General features: G+C 63.7%; 17 protein-coding genes. 3 read left to right on the forward strand and 14 right to left on the reverse strand.

Going from position 1 to position 18691, the window contains the following annotated elements:
- Positions 1-35: 35 nt before the first annotated feature.
- The 5 genes from IPK70_12640 to IPK70_12660 form a co-directional block, all read right to left on the reverse strand.
- Complete coding sequence (locus tag IPK70_12640; GenBank protein MBK8228004.1) at positions 36-1379, reverse strand: 2-oxo acid dehydrogenase subunit E2; 1344 nt, start codon at positions 1377-1379, stop codon at positions 36-38.
- A gap of 60 nt (positions 1380-1439) precedes the next feature.
- Positions 1440-3380: a glycosyltransferase gene (locus IPK70_12645; protein MBK8228005.1), complete on the reverse strand. Its 1941-nt coding sequence runs from the start codon at positions 3378-3380 to the stop codon at positions 1440-1442.
- A 172-nt stretch (positions 3381-3552) separates the two neighbouring features.
- Entirely contained in the window at positions 3553-4191 is a 639-nt protein-coding gene (recR, locus tag IPK70_12650; GenBank protein ID MBK8228006.1) for a recombination protein RecR, read from the reverse strand.
- A gap of 80 nt (positions 4192-4271) precedes the next feature.
- A complete protein-coding gene (locus IPK70_12655; protein ID MBK8228007.1) occupies positions 4272-4724 on the reverse strand; it encodes a GNAT family N-acetyltransferase in 453 nt (150 codons plus the stop codon).
- Complete coding sequence (locus tag IPK70_12660) at positions 4721-7837, reverse strand: UvrD-helicase domain-containing protein (GenBank protein ID MBK8228008.1); 3117 nt, start codon at positions 7835-7837, stop codon at positions 4721-4723. The genes IPK70_12655 and IPK70_12660 overlap by 4 nt, the downstream gene beginning before the upstream one ends.
- A gap of 44 nt (positions 7838-7881) precedes the next feature.
- Here IPK70_12660 and IPK70_12665 point away from each other — a divergent pair, with 44 nt between their 5' ends.
- On the forward strand, positions 7882-8250 hold the full coding sequence (locus tag IPK70_12665; GenBank protein MBK8228009.1) for a DUF4260 domain-containing protein: 369 nt from the start codon (positions 7882-7884) through the stop codon (positions 8248-8250).
- Here the strand turns inward: IPK70_12665 and IPK70_12670 are convergent.
- Positions 8242-8778 carry a hypothetical protein gene (locus tag IPK70_12670; protein MBK8228010.1) on the reverse strand — a complete coding sequence of 179 codons (537 nt, stop codon included), beginning with the start codon at positions 8776-8778 and terminating at the stop codon, positions 8242-8244. The two genes, IPK70_12665 and IPK70_12670, sit on opposite strands and share 9 nt — an antisense overlap.
- A gap of 86 nt (positions 8779-8864) precedes the next feature.
- Here IPK70_12670 and IPK70_12675 point away from each other — a divergent pair, with 86 nt between their 5' ends.
- Positions 8865-9077: a cbb3-type cytochrome oxidase assembly protein gene (locus tag IPK70_12675; GenBank protein MBK8228011.1), complete on the forward strand. Its 213-nt coding sequence runs from the start codon at positions 8865-8867 to the stop codon at positions 9075-9077.
- A gap of 53 nt (positions 9078-9130) precedes the next feature.
- Here IPK70_12675 and IPK70_12680 read toward each other — a convergent pair whose 3' ends face one another.
- From IPK70_12680 to IPK70_12715, 8 genes are all read right to left on the reverse strand, one after another.
- Positions 9131-10150, reverse strand: coding sequence for an FAD:protein FMN transferase (locus IPK70_12680; GenBank protein MBK8228012.1), 1020 nt, complete (start codon positions 10148-10150; stop codon positions 9131-9133).
- Positions 10151-10189: 39 nt separating this feature from the next.
- Positions 10190-11101, reverse strand: coding sequence for a hypothetical protein (locus tag IPK70_12685; GenBank protein MBK8228013.1), 912 nt, complete (start codon positions 11099-11101; stop codon positions 10190-10192).
- 94 nt (positions 11102-11195) lie between these two features.
- The gene (locus IPK70_12690) at positions 11196-12503 is read right to left on the reverse strand and encodes an NADH:ubiquinone reductase (Na(+)-transporting) subunit F (protein ID MBK8228014.1); all 1308 of its coding nucleotides are present in this window, start codon (positions 12501-12503) and stop codon (positions 11196-11198) included.
- A 3-nt stretch (positions 12504-12506) separates the two neighbouring features.
- Entirely contained in the window at positions 12507-13121 is a 615-nt protein-coding gene (gene nqrE, locus IPK70_12695) for an NADH:ubiquinone reductase (Na(+)-transporting) subunit E (GenBank protein ID MBK8228015.1), read from the reverse strand.
- Between the two features lie 12 nt (positions 13122-13133).
- Positions 13134-13811 carry an NADH:ubiquinone reductase (Na(+)-transporting) subunit D gene (locus IPK70_12700; GenBank protein ID MBK8228016.1) on the reverse strand — a complete coding sequence of 226 codons (678 nt, stop codon included), beginning with the start codon at positions 13809-13811 and terminating at the stop codon, positions 13134-13136.
- Positions 13808-14611: an NADH:ubiquinone reductase (Na(+)-transporting) subunit C gene (gene nqrC, locus IPK70_12705; protein ID MBK8228017.1), complete on the reverse strand. Its 804-nt coding sequence runs from the start codon at positions 14609-14611 to the stop codon at positions 13808-13810. Before nqrC ends, IPK70_12700 begins: the two co-directional genes overlap by 4 nt.
- A 9-nt stretch (positions 14612-14620) precedes the next feature.
- Positions 14621-15808, reverse strand: a complete 1188-nt coding sequence (locus tag IPK70_12710; GenBank protein ID MBK8228018.1) for an NADH:ubiquinone reductase (Na(+)-transporting) subunit B — start codon at positions 15806-15808, stop codon at positions 14621-14623.
- A gap of 9 nt (positions 15809-15817) precedes the next feature.
- The gene (locus IPK70_12715) at positions 15818-17170 is read right to left on the reverse strand and encodes a Na(+)-translocating NADH-quinone reductase subunit A (GenBank protein ID MBK8228019.1); all 1353 of its coding nucleotides are present in this window, start codon (positions 17168-17170) and stop codon (positions 15818-15820) included.
- A 106-nt stretch (positions 17171-17276) separates the two neighbouring features.
- Here IPK70_12715 and IPK70_12720 point away from each other — a divergent pair, with 106 nt between their 5' ends.
- On the forward strand, positions 17277-18683 hold the full coding sequence (locus tag IPK70_12720) for a DUF5103 domain-containing protein (GenBank protein MBK8228020.1): 1407 nt from the start codon (positions 17277-17279) through the stop codon (positions 18681-18683).
- Positions 18684-18691: the final 8 nt, after the last annotated feature.

The raw sequence follows: 18691 nt of genomic DNA on the forward strand, positions 1-18691 counted from the left end.
GGGCTAAAGTAGAATTTATCCCTTGGCCGCTATGGTCACCATGGCTGATCGACGGACCAGGCCTCCAGGATGTCCGCAACGCGTCGAACGAAGCGGCCTCCCAAAGCGCCATCCACCACGCGATGGTCATAGCTATGGCTCAGGAACATCTGGTGGCGGATGCCGATCATATCGCCGGTCGGGGTCTCGATCACCGCTGGCTTCTTGCGGATGGCCCCGGTGGCCATGATCGCAACTTGGGGTTGGTTGATGACCGGGGTGCCGAGCACATTCCCGAAGGTGCCCACGTTCGTCACGGTGTAGGTGCCTCCGGCCACCTCATCGGGGAGCAGTTTGCCGGCACGCGCCCGGTTGGCCAGGTCATTCACCCGCTTGGCAAGGCCTACCAGGTTCAGCTGGTCGGCGTTCCTGATCACCGGCACGATCAGGTTGCCCGTTGGGAGTGCCGCCGCCATGCCGATGTTGATGTCCTTCTTGCGGATGATGGTGTATCCGTCGACCTGAACGTTCACCATGGGCATCTCCTTGATGGCCTGCACGATGGCCATGATGAAGACCGGGGTGAAGGTGAGCTTCTCGCCCTCGCGCTGCTCAAAGGCCTTCTTCACCTTCTCGCGCCAGAGCACCAGGTTGGTGACGTCGGCCTCCACGAAGCTGGTGACGTGCGGACTGGTCCGCTTGCTCATCACCATGTGGTCGGCGATCAAGCGGCGCATGCGGTCCATCTCGATGAGTTCATCACCTGCGGCGGCGGTGATTGCAGGGGGGGGCGGAGTTGCTGCGGCAGCGGTTGGGACGGCAGGAGCTTTCGGCGCTGCGGCGATGGGAGCGGGCACGGCTGCTCCGCCACGGGCAGGCAGGTAATCGAGAATGTCCTTCTTCGTGACGCGGCCACCCTCGCCGGATCCAGCGATGGATTCCAGTTCGGCCATGGACACGCCTTCGCTCTGCGCGATGTTGCGGACCAAAGGGCTATAGAACTTGCCGCTCGGACCCGTACGTGCCACCGGGCCAGAACCCTCCACCGGAGCGGGGGCCGCGTGCCCGTTGCTCGCTGCACCTGCCTTGGCCACGGGCGCCGGTTTCGCTGCTGCAGGCGCCGGTGCAGCAGGAGCGGCAGCGGGAACGCTTGCACCCGCTGCCGCGCCGATGCGTGCAATGGGCTGGCCCACCTTCACCACATCGCCTTCCTTCACCAGCTGCTCGCTCAGGATGCCGGCCTCGGGCGCAGGCACTTCGCTGTCCACCTTGTCGGTGGCGATCTCCACGATCGGTTCGTCGGCGGCAACGGCATCGCCGGGCTTCTTCAGCCATTTGGTGATGGTGGCCTCGGCGACGCTCTCGCCCATCTTGGGCAGCAGGATCTCGATCTGGGACATGGCGCTGGTGCCCGCTTGGGGCGCGGCCAAATGTAACCACCTGCCTAACGACCGATCGGGCTATTGATCGCCCAGCTTCCTGAACCCGTTCACCAGCAATTCCAGGTCGTTGATCGGGCTGTAGTCCTTCGCGTATGCGGTGTTGGCCCTTAAGGTCATGGCAGCGGTGGGTGATGCCACGGTGGGCAGCGGGTCGATGATTCCAGCGCGCAGTTGGGGCAATCGCAGGCTTCGTTCAGCACCCGGTCGATAGCCCACCCAGCTGCGCCGGCCCAGGAGCACGTTCCATGCATTGCTCAGCAGGCCGGATCCATCAGCCACGAACCAGGCTGCCACCGGCCATCCGACCAGCAATGCCAGCGCCATCACCACATCGAACAGGCGTTTCGAACGACGGGCGCCATCACCATTCACCGCATGGGGCTCCATGAGGTCCAGGTCGTGCAGGCTCTCCACGCTGTTGGGGCCGATTATGTGCTCGATGCCGGGCTGCGCGATCTTGACCATCACGCCAGCGTGCCGCAATCCCTCGATGAGCGCGATGATGCGCGCCCATGAAAGATCCTTCGCGCAGAACACCACTTCATCGATCCCGTGCTTGCGGATCTTCTTGCGGATGGCCTGGTCGGCATCGTCGGCCAGCACATCCTGCGGATCAAGCTGCTTCTGGCGCCCCAGGCCGAAGTGCGTTTGCCAGAGCAGCGCAAGGGCGTGCTTGCGCTCATCGGGGCTCCCGATGGCCAGCACGCGTTTCCGGTCGAGGGTGCGCAGGCTGTATGGTTTGGTGCGGAGCAGATGCAGCAGGAGCCGCGAGGTGAGGCCAGCCACAAGCGCGGTCCCGGTCCAGAGGCCGATGATCGTCCACTCGAATTCCTGGAAGATATCCTCGAGGAAGTTGCTCGCTCCGAAGGGCCGGAACCAGAGCAGCAGCCCGATGAAGATCGCTGCAGTCGCCTTGAGCACGTTGATCAGGCGCACGGGCAGGTCGTAGCCGCCCACCATGCCGATCACCGCCAAAGAGAGCCCGAAGGGGAGCGCGAGGTCCGTGAGCTGCTGCATGAACAGGCCCTCCTTGCCCACGAAGAGCGACCAGCCGAAGAGGATGGCCAGGCCCATCAGCGCGTCGGTCATGGGCAGCAAGGCACGGCGCAGGAAGCGCATCACGATGGCGCCGGCGGCACTCAGGTAGATGCTGCCGGTGATGAGCATGCCCAGCACGTCGGTGCGGCGGCGCGTGAAGTGCTTCTGGGCGAAGATCGCCATGGCGTTGTAGAACACGAACACGTAGTTCACGCTGCTCTTCTTGGTGCTCTCGCCCTTGTAGTGGATGATCCGCGCCTCCGGATAGTACCAGTTCTCGTAGCCGCCCAAGGTGATGCGGTAGCTGAGGTCGATGTCCTCTCCGTACATGAAGAAGCTCTCATCGAGCAGGCCCACCTCGTCGAGGGTCTTGCGCCGCAGGAACATGCAGGCACCGGAGAGGATCTCGATGCGCGCGGCCTCATGCTCGGGCAGGTGGCCGAGGTGGTAGCGGCCGAAGACGCGGCTTCGAGGGAACAGGCGCGTGAGGCCGATGATCTTGTAGAAGGCCACGGCCGGCGTCGGCAGCCCGCGCTTGCTCTCCGGCAGGAAGTGGCCGGTGCCATCGATCATGCGCACGCCGAGGCCGCCCGCCTTCGGATGCGCATCGAGGAATGCGAGCACTTTGCGGAAGACGTCCTCGCCCACCACCGTGTCGGGGTTGAGCAAGAGGACATGCTCACCGATGCTGGCGCGGATGGCCTGGTTGTTCGCGCGGCTGAAGCCCACGTTCTCCGCATTCGCGATCAGCCTCACCAGCGGGAATTTCTCGCGCACCATCTCCACGCTGCCGTCGGTGCTCTGGTTGTCCACCACGAACACCTCGCCGTTGATGCCCTCCAGCGCCTTGAACACCGTGCGCAGGCATTGCTCCAGGTACGCCCGCACGTTGTAGTTGACGATGATGACGCTGAGCTTCATCGGTGTGCGGCGATCGGTATCCAACGATGGGAAGGCTTGTGCCTGAACTTGTGCATCCCAGGCTGCGGGCTGCGGGCCCCGGGCTGCGCAGCGCTCTCAGCACACGTTGCGCAGCCCGGGGCCCGAGGCCCTTGGCCCGAAGCATTTCCACCAAGCCATGCCAATTCCTCGATCATCGTTTCATCAATTGCTCGTAAGGCTTCCGGTCCACGATGCTCCGGCCGAGGGTGGCTTCATCGGCCTGATCCAGGTTCGATCCCACGCTGATGCCGCGCGCAATGGTGGTGACCAGCACGCCCATCTCGTTCAAGCGGCGGTTCAGGTAGAAGGCCGTGGTATCGCCCTCCAGGGTGCCGCCGAGCGCAAGCACCACCTCTTTCACCCGCGCTTCGTCCGATGCAGCGCTTCCCTGGCGCACGCGATCGAACAGTTCCGTAGCATTCAGTTCGTCGGGGCCGATGCCTTCCATGGGGCTGATCACGCCGCCCAGAACGTGGTACAGGCCATTGAATTGCCGCGTGGCCTCGATCGCGATCACATCGCGGATGTCCTCCACCACGCAGATCAGTCCGCTGTCGCGGCGCGGGTCGCGGCAGATGGCGCATTGCTCCTCATCGCTGATATTGCAGCACACGGTGCAGCGGCGCAGCTCCTCGCGCATGCGGCGGATGGCCTCGGTGAAGCGCGCCACCTCCTGCGGCTCGCGGCGCAGCAGCTCCAAGGCCAGCCGCATGGCCGTGCGCCGGCCGATGCCGGGCAGGGTGGCCAATTGGTCAACGGCGTGGTCGAGCAGGGCGGAGGAGAGAGGCATGGCGCGAGGCGGTCGCGGGCAAAGGAAGCGCAAGGTTCGCGAGTGACCGTGGCCAGGCAAGAAGAGGATGTACCCGGCCCTCACCCTTCCCGCCGCTCCATGTCCACGTGCGGTATCCCATCCTCCAGGTACTCATCGCTCACGGCGCAGTAGCCATGCTTCGCGTAGAAGGCCTGCAGGTGCGATTGCGCAGAGAGCTTCGAGCGCTTCGATCCGTAGCGCTGCTCAATCTCCTCCAAGGCGAATCGCATCAGCGCATGCGCGATGCCCTTGGCCCGATGCGCTTCATGCACCGCCACGCGGCCTATCCGGGGCAATCCGTCGTCAGCTGGCGGAAGGATGCGAGCGCAGGCGATCAAGGCGCCATCGGCGGTGCGGCCGAGCAGGTGCAGCGCCTCCAGGTCGAGGCCATCGAGCTCGGGGTATGGGCAATGCTGCTCCACCACGAACACATCGATGCGCAGCTTCAGCAGGTCATGCAGCTCGCGTGTGCTGAGCCGATCGAAGGACTTAATGCAGAAGGTGGTGCTCATCGCGGATGCACGGTTTCAACCTGGCCATTGCGGGTGTACAGGAGGGCGCCTTCCACCTGGGCGAAGCCGAGCGCGCCCAAGAGCTCCATGTAGCCGCGCACTTGGTCGTGGTGGCTCTGCGACGGCGCTCCGGTCTTGATATCGAGCACACGCGCGGCCTTCCCGTCGATCACGATGCGGTCAGGGCGCAGCGCATGGCCGTCGGCTGTGATGATGGTGGCCTCATTGCGGATGGTGAGGCCGGGCTTGAACCATGGCGCAAGCGCGGCCGATCGCAGCAAGGGCTCGAGCCGCTCGCGCAGCACAGCGGCTTCTTCATCTTCCACGGCGTCTTCGCGCAGCATGGCCTGCAGCGCGGCAGGGAGGTCCGTCGCGACGCTGACGCGGCTGAGCGCATCATGCACCAGGTTGCCGAAGCGGCGCAAGGGATCGGGATCGGCGGGGTCCCAGTCGGCCGGCGCCTCGAAGCGCAGCGGGAGATCCTGCGCAGCGTTCCCGACGGATGGACGCAGCATTTCCGGCATCGTGTCCTCTGCCTGATGCCAAGGCGCCGATCGCCCCCCGCTCATGAATCGGTCCGCGCTCTGCTGCGGGGCCAGCCATGCGATGAGCTGCTTGGTAACCGGGTCGGCGCGATCGGATTTGGCCAATGCGTAAAGGCGCTGCTTGGGCCGCGTGAAGGCGACGTAGAGCAAGTTGAGTTCATCCAGGAGCTTCAGGCCATCTTCCTCCACGAGTTCCGGAAGGCCGAGCTCGCTCATCGGTTTGCCTGTTTCGATCAGCGCATAGGGCAGCTCGGTGATCTCAGAACTTACGTCGATCCACTGGCGCTCTTTGTTGTTGCCCCCGCTGTGCATCTGCGTGGTGGGCACGATCACCACCGGGAACTCCAGGCCCTTCGCCTTGTGGATGGTCATGACCTGGATGGAGTCGCGCGAAGCGGAGGCCGCCGCTGCACGTTCACCGCCCTTGCGCTCCCAATGCTCCAGGAAGGCGGTGATGTCCTGCCCGTGCTGCAAGCCGAAGTCGTGCGCTTCATCGAGCAAGGCGAGCAGCTGGCCATCGAGCGCGGGATCGAGGCCGAGTGCGCTCGCGAGGGCTTCCATCAATGCGGTGAGCGTGGTGCGCAGCCTTGGGCCGCCATGTTCACGGAGCCATAGATCGATGCGCTCGAGCGCGATGCCCTTGCGCGACTCCGGGAAGGGATCCACGGTGGCCGCACCCGCAGGCGCGTTGATCCGGGCCATGCGCTGCAAGGCACGCGCGGCAGCGCTCTCATCGCGCCGATGAAGCACATGCAGGAGGTCGATGATCAGCTGCGCCGATTCGCTGCCCGCCAATTTGCCGCCATCGGGGGAGCTCACTTGGTAGCCCTGCACCTTCAAGGCTTCCACGCAGCGCGCACCGACGCTCTTGCTGCGCACCAGCACGGCGATGTCGCCCGGCAGGAAGCCATCGTCGAGGGCTTCTTTCACGGAGTCCACGAGGTGTTTGGCCACTGCTTCCTCGGCCTCTTCGCCCTTCACTTCCGGTGGGAGCACCTGCACATTCACCAGGCCTTCCTCGGTGCGGAAGGGAGCTTGTTCCTGGGCCACGTATGCGTTGCGCAACGATTCGGGCAGGATCGCTGGCAAGGCATCGAAGAGCGCGTTGTTGAAGTTGACGATGGTGGCGGAGGAACGCCGATTGGCCACGAGCCGGTCGCCTTCGACGTAGTTGCGGCGGATCGCTTCCTCCCGCTCTGCCGCCAGCGGTCCATCGTCGCGCCCGTGCAGCGCGGGGAATCGGGTGAGCAATTGCGCCTCTCCATTGCGCCAACGGTAGATGGCCTGTTTGGCATCGCCCACGATGAAGGCGCTGCCGCCCTTGCCCAAGGCGTTGTCGATGAGCGGCAGCAGGCATTCCCATTGCAGCAGGCTCGTATCCTGGAATTCGTCGATGAGGAAGTGCAGGTAACGCTCGCCCACGCGCTCGAGGATCCATGGCGCAGGCTCGTCGCGCACCACTTCGGCCACGCGGCGGGTGAGGTCGCTGAAGAAGGCCACGCCATCATCGTGCTTGAGCTGTTCCAGATGACGGCTCAGCTCATGAAGGGCGAAGGCCGTTGGCAGCTCACGCCGGATCGCGCGCAGCAGGAAGCAGCGCCGCTGGCCGGAATCCAAGGTGGCTTGTGCATGCGCGAAGGCGCTCTTCAACCCATCAGCAACGCTGCCGATGCGGCTCCTGTCACCAGCATCGGCCTTCCCGCTGTGCAAGGCATCCTTGCCGATGGCCTTCGTGGCGCTTTTGCCCTCATTGATCCATTCGGAATCGAAGCCGGCGATCTTGCGCAGGTAATTCGGAATGCCTTTGGTGCCTTCGGCCCAGGCATCATCCGGAACGCCTGCGCTCTCCATCACCGCCAATGCCGCCTTACCGGCCGCGCGGATGCGCTCACGCTCTGCACGCATCCCGTCAAGCAATTCCTTCGCTATGCGCATCGCGCTGTGCGCATCGAGCCGGCTCAGCGCCTCAAGCGGCTTGATGGATCGCTCCTTCTCGAGTTCGTGGATCAGCGCGCGCAGGCGGTCCGCGGGGTCCCAGCGCGCATTATCCTCGAGCAACTGCTCACAAGCCTGCACCAGCAGGCGCGTCACTTCCTCATTGGTCCCTGCTTCCGCGATCAGCGCGTCCACGGCGCGGTCGTGGTACCAGCCGGTATCGGTGGTCATGCGCAGTGATTGATCCAATCGCAGGTCGCGCGCGAAGGGCCGGGCCACGCGCCGCGTGAAGGCATCGATGGTGCTGATGGCCACATCGCCATAATGGTGCAGCATGTGCCGCAGCACGGCATCGGCCCGGCGCGCGACCTCCTCGCGCGTGGCACCGCTCGTTGCTTCGAGCGCCTGCATCACATCGGCCATGTGGCCTTCCGCCAGGTCCAGCGCGCTCAGCTTGCGCAGGTATTCCACGGCGCGTTCGCGCATCTCGCTGGCGGCCTTGTTGGTGAAGGTGAGCGCGAGCACTTGCCGATAGGCGGTGGTGCTGGCGGTGCCGAGGCAGAGCCCGAGGTAATGCTTCACGAGGGCGTGCGTCTTGCCCGCGCCGGCGCTGCTGCGGATCACCTTGAACATGGCGGGGAAGATAGCCGTGGGCCTTTGCGCGCTATCCTCGATGGATGAAGAACATGCTGAGACTGGAGGAGCTGGCGCAGTTCCTCGCGTGCGCTTACTATCTGATAGCCACGGACGCAACCTGGTGGGCTTACGCGTTGTTGCTGGTTGGGCCTGATATCGGTATGCTGGGCTACCTGTTGAACTCCAGTATCGGAGCGTTCACATACAACCTGCTGCATCATAAGGGCGTCGGCGTCGTGGTCTTGGCCACTGGCCTATTGCTTATGTCTGGCTGGGTCACCGCAGCCGGTGTCATCCTCTTCGGCCACGCCAGCATGGACCGCATCTTCGGATACGGCCTCAAGTTCAACGACGATTTCCACCACACGCATCTGGGGTGGATCGGGAAGGGGCGTGGACCTTCAGCGTGAACGCTCCTCTTCTGCTGCGGCCAGGCTATCGCAGCCGAGCGAGGCATCCATGAAGCGCAGCAAGGCGCGCATCTGCTCTCGTGCCTGATGCTTGCCCACTTGGGCCAACAGCCACAGGACCAGTCCGGCGGTCACCAGGATGGCCGCGCCGTAGAGGCCCCACGGCGATTCGTTCAGCCGCAATTGCGGATAGCCGATGGCCAGGCCGAAGGTGGCCAGCAGGCCCAGTGCGATATAGCCGCCCATGAACATCATCCACACGGTGGGCGCCGGTCCGATCATGCACCGCACCACGGTGAAGGTCTCCTGCCCGGGCTCCTGTTCCATCTCCAGGTCGATGTCCATCTGCGGTGTCCACAGCCGCTGGTGTTCGGGCGGGTATTGCAGGATCATGTGGGGGAGGTTGCCCTTGAGCCGGTAAGCAGCCGGATTCGCATCGCGCACCTGTGCGCGCAAGCGGTCGCGGATGGCATCGGGGTGCAGGGGCGTGCGGAACCGGAAGCGCGGTCGGAATCGGAGCTCGCTCATGGCCGGAAGATGCTCTCACGACTGAATCCCGGAGCTGATCGGCATCATCCGGGCTCTACCTTCGCGCCGGAACCGAGTCCTTGAGCATGAGCACGGCCCTCATCACCATCCTGCTAGGCGTCAGTCTTCTTGCTCTGGCCTTCGCGGGCATCGCTGTGAAGATCTGGGCGAAGAAGGGAGGTGAGTTCGCCGGCACGTGCGCCAGCAACAATCCGCTGGTTCAGGCCGAAGGCGGCAGTTGCGGCTTCTGCGGTGCACGGCCGGAGGAGAAGTGCAAGCGCGAGGAGGTTGGGGGGTGAAGCTTCAAGCTTCAAGCTTTAAGCTTTAAGCTTCAATCTTCAAGCTGCCATGTTCACTTCGGCCACTCCTCCGTCATCCACACGGCATACCCGCCTTTCCCATCATCGCTGATCAGGTAGGCCTCTGCCTCGCGGTGCGCCATGAGCCATTCCTGCGCGGCGTCCGTGCCCATCACCATCAGTGCGGTGCCGAGCGCATCGGCGGTGGCGCAATCGTCGGCGATCACGCTGGCGCTGAGCAGATCGTTCATCGCGGGCCTTCCGGAGCGCGGGTCGATGGTGTGGCCGTAGCGCTTGCCGTTCAGCTCGACGTACTTGCGGTAGTTGCCGCTGGTGGCCAGGCTGCGGTCATTCAAGCGCACCACGGTCTGTTGCACGTGCGCATCGCCATCGATGGGCTTGTCGATCTGGATGGACCACGCTTCACCGCGATCATTCAGCCCGGAGGCGCGCACCTCGCCGCCTACTTCCACCATGAACCGCTCGATGCCCCGCTGGCGAAGCAGCAGCGCGAGCATGTCGACGGTGTAGCCTTGCGCGATGCCGTTGGGGTCGAACTGCACGCACGGGGAGCTCTTGCGGAAGGTGAGCGCCGTTGATCCCGCTGTCCGTTCCCAGCTATCGGGGATGTAGATGCGCGGCATGCCCACGCATGGCATGAGGCTATCGACCGCAGCGGTGTCGAGGGCAGCACGGCCTTCCTTGCCCAGGCCCCATGCCCTCACCAGCGGCAGCACGGTAGGGTCGAAGGCGCCTTGCGTTCCGTTCCATTGCTGCTTCGAGAGCGCGAGCACCACTTGGAAATGGCGATCATCGGTGATGAAGCTATCCGCAGCAGCGTTGAATCGCGTCACCGTGCTGGTGCTGTCCCACAGGCTCAGGCTGCGATCGATCACGCGGAAGAGGCTATCCACGGGCATGGTGAGGTCGCGGCTCAGCGAGTCGAGGTAGGTGATGGTGAAGGTGGTGCCTTGCGCTTTGCCTTCGAGCCGGGTCCATCCGGGCTTCTTGGGGCCGCATGAACCTAGCGCGATTGCGAGTGCGATGCCGGCGATGGGGAAGGAGCGGATCATCGGGGATTCGTCGTTTGGCAAATCAAAGGGTCGGGATCCTCACAATTTCACGCTGAACGAGGCGAAGGGGATGCCGATGGAAACCACGCTGGAGATGTTCTCGCTGTTGAGCAGGCCGAAGTCGGCGCAGATGCGTGTGCCCATGACGCGCAGGCCGTAGGAGAGGAGGTAGGGCGATCGTGATCCCGGGATGGGCAGCACCCAGTTCTCGGAGATCAGGCCGATGCGTTTGCCGAAGCGCCATTGGCCGCCCACGGTGACCAGCGGATAGCGGGTGATCCATTGGAAGTCGAGCACCGACCAGCTGAGGCCTACGGTGAGGTTGCGGTCGGCATCGCCGAGCGTGGCCAAGCCGCCTAGGAAGCCGAGGTTCAAGCGCCGATCATTGGTGAACACCCAACCGCCGTAAGGCACGCTGAGGATATTGGCGCTCGCGGCCACATGGATGCCCTCGGCGATCGCTCCGCCGTACTTCGCCGAGCCGAAGTAGATGCCGCCGACCGACGACTGGCTGAGCAAGGAGGTCTTCTCGAGGCCCGCGCTCACGGAGAGCCGCTTGGTGAGGCCCGCGCTGAGCGCATCGAATAGCAGGTACGTAGTGGTGAATCGGATCTCGCGCGCTTTCATCGGGATCGCCGTTGGTCCGATGAGGTTGCGCGATGGGGCCGGCGCCTCGAACCAGTTCTTGCCGAAGCGGTTGTTGCCTTCGTTGTAACGCGTGGCCCGGGCGATGTCGCTGCGCGCGATGTCGTGCCGGCTGTAGGAGCCGCTGGCCACGTGGATGGAGTCGGCATCGGCGGCCACGATGCGGCCGATCACGAGCGCTCCCTCCTTCAACTCGAAGCGGTACACGATGCTGCTGTCCTGAGCGAGCTGATCCACCGGCACGCTCTGGCATGCGGCGCTGAGCGCTAGGCACAGGGCGGTGAAGAGGAGTGCGCAGCGCAGCATCCGGCGGATGTTGTCTCGGAGGCGTGAAAGTAGGCGCAGGAAGCAGAGCAGCCGGACCATCCGGCCCGGCTGCTGCATGCATTGCGGATATGCGTTATCCGCCGAAGTCGTCGAAGCTCACGTTCTCCTTGGGCACGCCCCAGTCGTCCACCATCTTCAGCACTGCGGCGTTCATCATGGGCGGTCCGCAGAAGTAGAACTCGATGTCCTCGGGCGCTTCGTGCTTCTTCAGGTACTGGTCGATCACGGCCTGGTGCACGAAGCCTGTGAAGCCATCGCCCTCGGGGTCGTTCACATCCTTCTTCACTTTCCAATTGTCGTCGGGATGCGGCTCGCTGAGCACCACGAAGAACTTGAAGTTCGGGAACTCGCGCGCGATGCTGTTGAAGTGCTCCAGATAGAAGAGCTCACGCTTGCTCCGGCCGCCGTACCAGTACGTCACCTTGCGGCCGCTCTTCAGCGTGTGGAAGAGGTGGAAGAGGTGCGAGCGCATGGGGGCCATGCCGGCGCCGCCGCCGATGTAGAGCATCTCAGCACCGGTCTCCTTGATGAAGAACTCGCCGTAGGGGCCGCTGATGGTGACCTTGTCGCCGGGCTTGCAATTGAACACGTAGCTCGAGCAGATACCTGGATTCACGTCCATCCAGCCATTCTTCGCGCGGTCCCAGGGCGGCGTGGCGATGCGGATGTTGAGCATCACGATGTTGCCTTCGGCCGGGTGGTTGGCCATGGAGTAGGCGCGGAAGATGGGCTCGGGGTTCTTCATCTTCAGGTCCCAGAGCTTGTACTTGTCCCACTCGGGCTTGAAGTCCTGCGGATCGCGGCCCAGCGCCACCAGTTCGGGGTGGGCGGTGATATCCATGTCCTTGAAGTCCACTTCGCAGGGCGGCACATCGATCTGGATGTATCCGCCGGCCTCGAAGTGCAGGTGCTCGCCGGGCGGCAGCTTCACCACGAATTCCTTGATGAAGCTGGCCACGTTGTAGTTGCTCACCACCTCGCACTCCCACTTCTTGATGCCGAAGATCTCCTCGGGCACCTTGATGTCCATGTCCTGCTTCACCTTCACCTGGCAGCCCAGGCGCCATTTCTCGGCGATGGCCTTGCGGCTGAAGTAGGGCGCCTCGGTGGGCAGGATCTCGCCGCCGCCTTCCAGCACCTGGCACTTGCACATGGCGCAGGTGCCGCCGCCGCCGCAGGCGCTGGGCAGGAAGATCTTCTGCTCGCTTAGGGTGCTCAGCAGGGTGCTGCCGGCCGCGACCTCTACGGTCTTCTCGCCGTTGATGCGGATCTTGACCAGGCCGCTCGCCGTCAGCTTGGTCTTCGCGTAGAGCAGGATGCCCGTGAGCGCGAGCGTGACGATGAGGAAGACCGCGAGGGTGATGAGGATGGTGCTGCCCATTGGTCAGATCTTGATGCCCATGAAGGCCATGAAGGCAATGCCCATGAGGCCGGTGAGGATGAAGGTGATGCCCAGTCCGCGGAGCGGCTTGGGGATGTCGCTGTAGCGGAGCTTCTCACGGATGGCGGCGATGGCGACGATGGCCAGGAACCAGCCGACCCCGCTTCCAACGGCGAAGCTGCTCGCCTCGGCGATGGTGCTGTACTGGCGCTCCTGCATGAAGAGCGCGCCACCGAGGATGGAGCAGTTCACCGCGATCAGCGGCAGGAAGATGCCGAGCGCGCCGTAGAGCGCGGGCGCGAACTTCTCCACGATCATCTCCACGAGCTGCACGATGGCGGCCACCACGGCGATGAACATGATGAAGGCGAGGAAGCTGAGGTCCACATCGGCGAAGCCAGCGCCCAGCCAGCTCAGCGCCCCTTGCTTGAGCACGTAGTTCTCGAGCAGGTAGTTCACGGGCACGGTGACGCCCAGCACGAAGATCACCGCGGCTCCCAGGCCCACGGCCGTCTTCACGGTCTTGCTCACCGCCAGGTACGAGCACATGCCCAGGAAGTAGGCGAAGATCATGTTGTCGATGAAGATCGCCTTGACGAAGATGTTGACCAGGTTCATGGCGGTACGGTGTTACTGCTCGATGAGCTTGGTGTTACGCGAGCGCTGTATCCAGATGATGATCCCGACCAGCACGAGCGCCATGGGCGGCAGGATCATCATGTTGTTATTGAAATAGCCGCCCCCGTTCGCGGCGTACACGCTCTCGGGGATCAAACGGATGCCCATCCACGACCCGTTGCCGGTGATCTCGCGCACCGTGGCCACAGCCACCAGGATCCACGCATAGCCCAAGGAGTTGCCCAGTCCGTCGAGCGCGCTGGGCCACACCTTGTTGCCCATGGCGAAGGCCTCGTACCGGCCCATGAGGATGCAATTGGTGATGATCAGGCCCACGTACACGCCCACCTGCTTGCTCACATCATACACGTATGCCTTCAGCACGATGTCCACGAGCGTGACCAGGCCGGCGGCGATCACCAGCTGGGCGATGATGCGGATCCGGCCGGGGATCAGGTTGCGCAGGGCGCTGATCACCATGTTGCCCACCACCACCACGGCCAGCACGCTCAGGCTCATCACCACGGCGTTCTGCACCTTCACGGTGATGGCCAGCGCGCTGCAGATGCCCAGCACCTGCACGGTGATGGGGTTGTTATCGTTCAGCGGGTCCGTGATGAGCTTGCGGTTCTTCTTGCTGAAGAGGCCTTCGGCAGGCTTTGCTGCAGGAGCTGCGGTGGCGGTGCTCATGGGTTCACAAGGCTGGTAGAAGTGGAATCGGTCGCGAGGCTGTCGGTCGGCACGGCTTCGGTAACGGGCGGTGCAGGAGGCGCCACCACGGATTTGAGGTACTTGTCATACACGGCGAGGGTGCGCATCAGCATCTCATTCACGCCATCGCTGGTGATGGTGCCGCCGCTGATGCCATCGACCCCGTGCGGGTCAGTGGTCCCTGAGCCTCCCTTGTAGACCTTGATGCCCGTGTAGCTGCCATCCTCTTCGGTGATGGTCTTGCCCGGGAACTGGTCAATGAACACCGGCGTGGCGATCTCGGCGCCCAGTCCCGGGGTCTCGCCCTTGTGGTCGAAAGTGCTGCCGTAGATGGTGCGACCATCTTTCTCCACGCTGACGTAGCCCCAGACCGGGCCCCACAGCCCGGTGCCTACCATGGGCAGCACGAAGAGCTCCTTTCCATCCGTATTGGCCTTGTACACCGGGTACATCATATCCTCGGCTTTGCCCACTCCGGCTTTCCAGTCCTTGTACTGCTTCAGCACATCGAGGCTGAACGCATCGCCTTCTGCAGGCGCTCCGTTCGCATCCACGAGAAAGGTCTCCTTCACGAGCTCATCGTACTTGGCCGGGGCCGCATCGCGGTCAACCTTCACCTTGATGCTGGCGAGGATGTTCTGCATCTTCTCGCGGCGGATGTTCTCATCGTAGGCGGGCTTCAGCGCAAGGAAGGTCACCGCCAGCAGGGTGCCCACCACCACCACCATCACGGTGGCGAAGATGAAGGTGAACGAATTGCTGTTCTTGTCGAAGGCCATGGCGTTCGGTTAGGCGGTTTGCAGCGCAGCACGCTTCAGGCGGCGCTTGATGTTGGCCTGCACAACATAGTGGTCGATCAGCGGGGCCATCACGTTCATGAAGAGGATGGCCAGCATCATGCCCTCGGGGTAGGCGGGGTTCACCACGCGGATGAGGATGGCCATGGCACCGATGAGGAAGCCATAGATCCATTTCCCGGTATCGGTCTGAGCCGCAGTGACCGGATCGGTGGCCATGAAGACCGTCCCGAACATGAAGCTGCCGAGCATGAGCTGATGGAGAATGGGGATCTGCATGTACGCGTTGCCGATCTGCGGGCCCACCCAATTGAAGAGTGCTGCCATGGCCGAGCCGCCCAGCACGGTGGCCAGCATGATGCGCCAGCTGCCGATGCCGGTGATGATGAGGATGGCCGCGCCGATCAGGCAGGCGAATGCGCTGGTCTCGCCGATGCTGCCGGCCTCGAAGCCCCAGAACGACTGCATCATGGGCGTCACCTTATCGATGGCGCCGCTGGCTGCATGGCCCAATGAAGTAGCGCCGCTGAAACCGTCGACCACCTTCTGGCCTTCTTCCACGCTGGTGCTCACCCACACCTTGTCGCCGCTCATCATGGTGGGGTAGGCGAAGAAGAGGAAGGCCCGCGCGGTGAGGGCCACGTTCACGACGTTCATGCCGGTGCCGCCGAACACCTCCTTGCCTATCACCACCGCGAAGGCAGCGCCCACGGCCACCATCCACAGCGGGGTGTCCACAGGCATCACCAAAGGGATGAGCATGCCGCTCACGAGATAGCCTTCTTGGATGGGATGCCCCTTGATGCTGGTGAAGAGGAACTCGATGCCAAGGCCCACGCCGTAGCTCACCACCACGATGGGCAGCACCTTGATCGCGCCGAAGAGGAACTTGTCCCAGAAGCCATCGCCGAGCTCCATGAACTGCCCGAGCGCCAGGTAATGCTGATGGCCCACGTTCCACATGCCGAAGAGCAGGCAGGGGATCATGGCCGTGATCACGATGCTCATGGTCCGCTTCAGGTCGATGCCGTCGCGGATGTGCGCCCCGCGCTCGGTGGCGTGACCGGGGGTGAAGAGGAAGGTCTCCAGGCCGTCGAAGACCCAGTGCAGCTTCTCGAGCTTGCCGCCCTTTGCGAAGGTGGGCTTTACCTTATCGACGAGGTTCCGCAGCGCTTTCATGCCGATCGCTCAGGTGGTTTCCTTCTTCAGGGCATCGAGTCCGGCGCGGACGATGCTCTGCGAATTGATCTTGCTGGTGCAAACGAACTCGCACAGGGCGAAGTCCTCCGGCGCCACTTCATAAAGCCCCAGCTTCTCCATTTGTTCGATGTCGTTCGCCAGGATCGCCTTCAGCAGCTGAACAGGATAGATGTCGAAGGGGAAGACCTGCTCGTACTGTCCGCTCATCACGAAGGCGCGCTCCTCGCCGTTCTGATTGGTGTCCGGCGCGAACTTCTTGCCGGGCATGAGCCAGGTGGGGAAGCTGCGGTTGGCGCTGAAGGTGTTGAAGCCCGGAGTGGCCCAACCGTCGGTGATGAAGAACTTGGGCGTGTCGCCTTCCGGCAGCAGGGTCACCTGGCCGTGGTAGAATCCGAGGAAGCCATCGGCGCCCACCGTGCTGCCGGTGAGGCAGTTGCCGCTCACCACGCGCACCTTGCCTTCAACACCGCCGATGAGGTCCTTCAGGGGTGCGCCGATCACGGTGCGCACGTACTTCGGATTGCGCGCCATGCTGCCGGTGATGGCGATGGTGCGCGAAGCATCGAAGCGGCCCTGGCGGAAGAGGCGGCCGATGAGGATCACATCCTGCACGCTCACGGTCCACACCAGATCGCCCTTGTTGATGGGGCTGATGGCATGGATCTGCACGCCCACATTGCCCGCCGGGTGCGGTCCGCTGAAGCTGTGGCGCGTCACGCCCTTGGCATCGAGGAATTCGCGCGCGGCGGTCTTATCGCTCACGCCCAGATGCACCTTGCCTTTGGTGAGCTTGGCCAGCGCATCGAGGCCGGTCTGGAAATCGGCGCCGTGGTTGCGCACGACCAGATCAAGGTCAGGCGCCAGCGGAGCGCTATCGAAGGCGCTCACGAAGATGGCTTTGGGCTCCTGGGCCGGGTTGGCCACGATGTCGTACGGGCGCTGCGTGATCACCGGCCAGGCACCGCTCTTGAGCAGCTTCTGGATGATGGTCTCCCGGTTCATGGAGCCGGGCTCTCCGGTGCCGAAGTCCTCGTACTCGGTCTGGGCATCGGCCAGGATCCGCACCTCGAGCACCTTGCGCTTCTCGCCGCGCAGCACATCGGCCACCTCGCCGCTCACAGGGCTGGTATAGAGCACGCGCTCGTTGTACTTGTCGGCGAAGAGGGCAGTGCCCGCTTTCACCTTGTCGCCGGGCTTCACCAGCACCTTGGGCACGAGGCCGTGGAAATCGGTCGGTTTTATCGCGATGACCTTCGCGGGATCAGCCTGCACAAGGACCTTCTCTGCTTCGCCCTTCAGGCGGATGTCGAGTCCTTTGCGGATCCGGATCGTGTTGGACATGCTGCGGGTACCCCGTCCGGCAGGGCGGCGGCAAATGTAGTCGCGCACCTTTCGCCTCCAAGTCGTGCGGAGAGCTGCTTCAACCTCGGTTTTCAACAAGCTGAAGATGGCCTCGCTGACCAACGGGAACCTTGCGGGCCATGGTGGATGTTCCGGGACCCTGTGGCTTCTACTTTCGTGGCCCGCGATCAGCAGCGGTGGTGTGAGCATGCGCGTGGCCATCTTCTCTTCGATCCTGCTTCTGGCCTGTGCGAGTGCGGCTCCTGCGAGCGGTGGCAACGAGGCTGTCGAGCATGCGAAGCCTGTCAGCGCGCTCACCCCCGACCGCGTGTACAGCCCCACCATCCGCACGGTGCAATGCTTCAAGGCCGGCTTCGAGCTGGCAGCGCCCATCATCGAGCTGGGCAGCACTGAGCAAGTGGTGCTGCGCTTCGACGACCTCGCGCCCGACATTGAGGACCTGTCCTATACCCTGGTGCACTGCGATCACGCGTGGCAGCCATCGGATCTCCCGGTAGGCCTCTTTATCGAAGGTGCCAGCAACGCCTACCTGCCGCCCGGCCAGCTCAGCTACAACACCTTGCAGCCGTTCATCCACTACGAGGTCGTGGTGCCCAATGAACAGATGAGGCCCATGCGCAGCGGCAATTACCTGATCAAGGTGTACCGCGGCGGCGATGAAGAGGACCTGGTGCTCACGCGCCGCATGCTGGTGGTGGAGCCGGTGTCCAGCATCAATGCCCGCGTGGCTCCTGCACGCCAAGTGGATCTGCGCGATGCGGCCCAGCAGGTCGATCTCACCATCAACACCAACAACCTGCCCGTGCAGGACCCCTTCGGGGAATTGCACGTCACCATCCTGCAGAACTTCCGGTGGGACGATGCCCGCACCGGCGCCCAGCCCCGCTTCGTTCGCGGCACCGAGCTGGTGTATGATTTCCCGGACCAGGCCCTCTTCATGGGCGGCAATGAGTTCCGCAACTTCGACCTGAAGGACCAGCGCTTCATCACCAACCGCATCGAGCGCATCGTGCCCGGCCTGGGCCAGCGCGTGTACGAGGCCTGGCTGCAGCCCGAGGCGCCGCGCACCATCCGCCGCTACAACAGCCAGCAGGACATCAACGGGAAATACCTCGTGCGCAACGACATGGTGGATGGCGACCCGCTCGGCGCCGATTACTTCAACGTGCATTTCTTGCTGCCCATGGAAGCGCCGCTGATGCAAGAGCCCTACGTGTACGGCCAGCTCAGCGATTGGCAATGCCAGCCGGCCTTCCGCATGCAATGGGATGCGGAGCGCAAGGCCTATCACGCGGCGATCCTGATCAAGCAGGGCTTCTACGACTTCAGCTATGTGACGCTGGCGCGCGAGACCGGCGCCGCCGATATCACCACCATCGAGGGCAGCCACTTCGAGACGGAGAACGATTACACCGTGCTGCTCTACTTCACCGACCGCATGCAGCGCCTCGACCGGCTGGTAGGGGTGAGGTGGGTGAACAGCCGGCGGTAGGCGGTGCG

Source organism: Flavobacteriales bacterium (genome assembly GCA_016712535.1).
Taxonomy (GTDB): Bacteria; Bacteroidota; Bacteroidia; order Flavobacteriales_F; family PHOS-HE28; genus PHOS-HE28.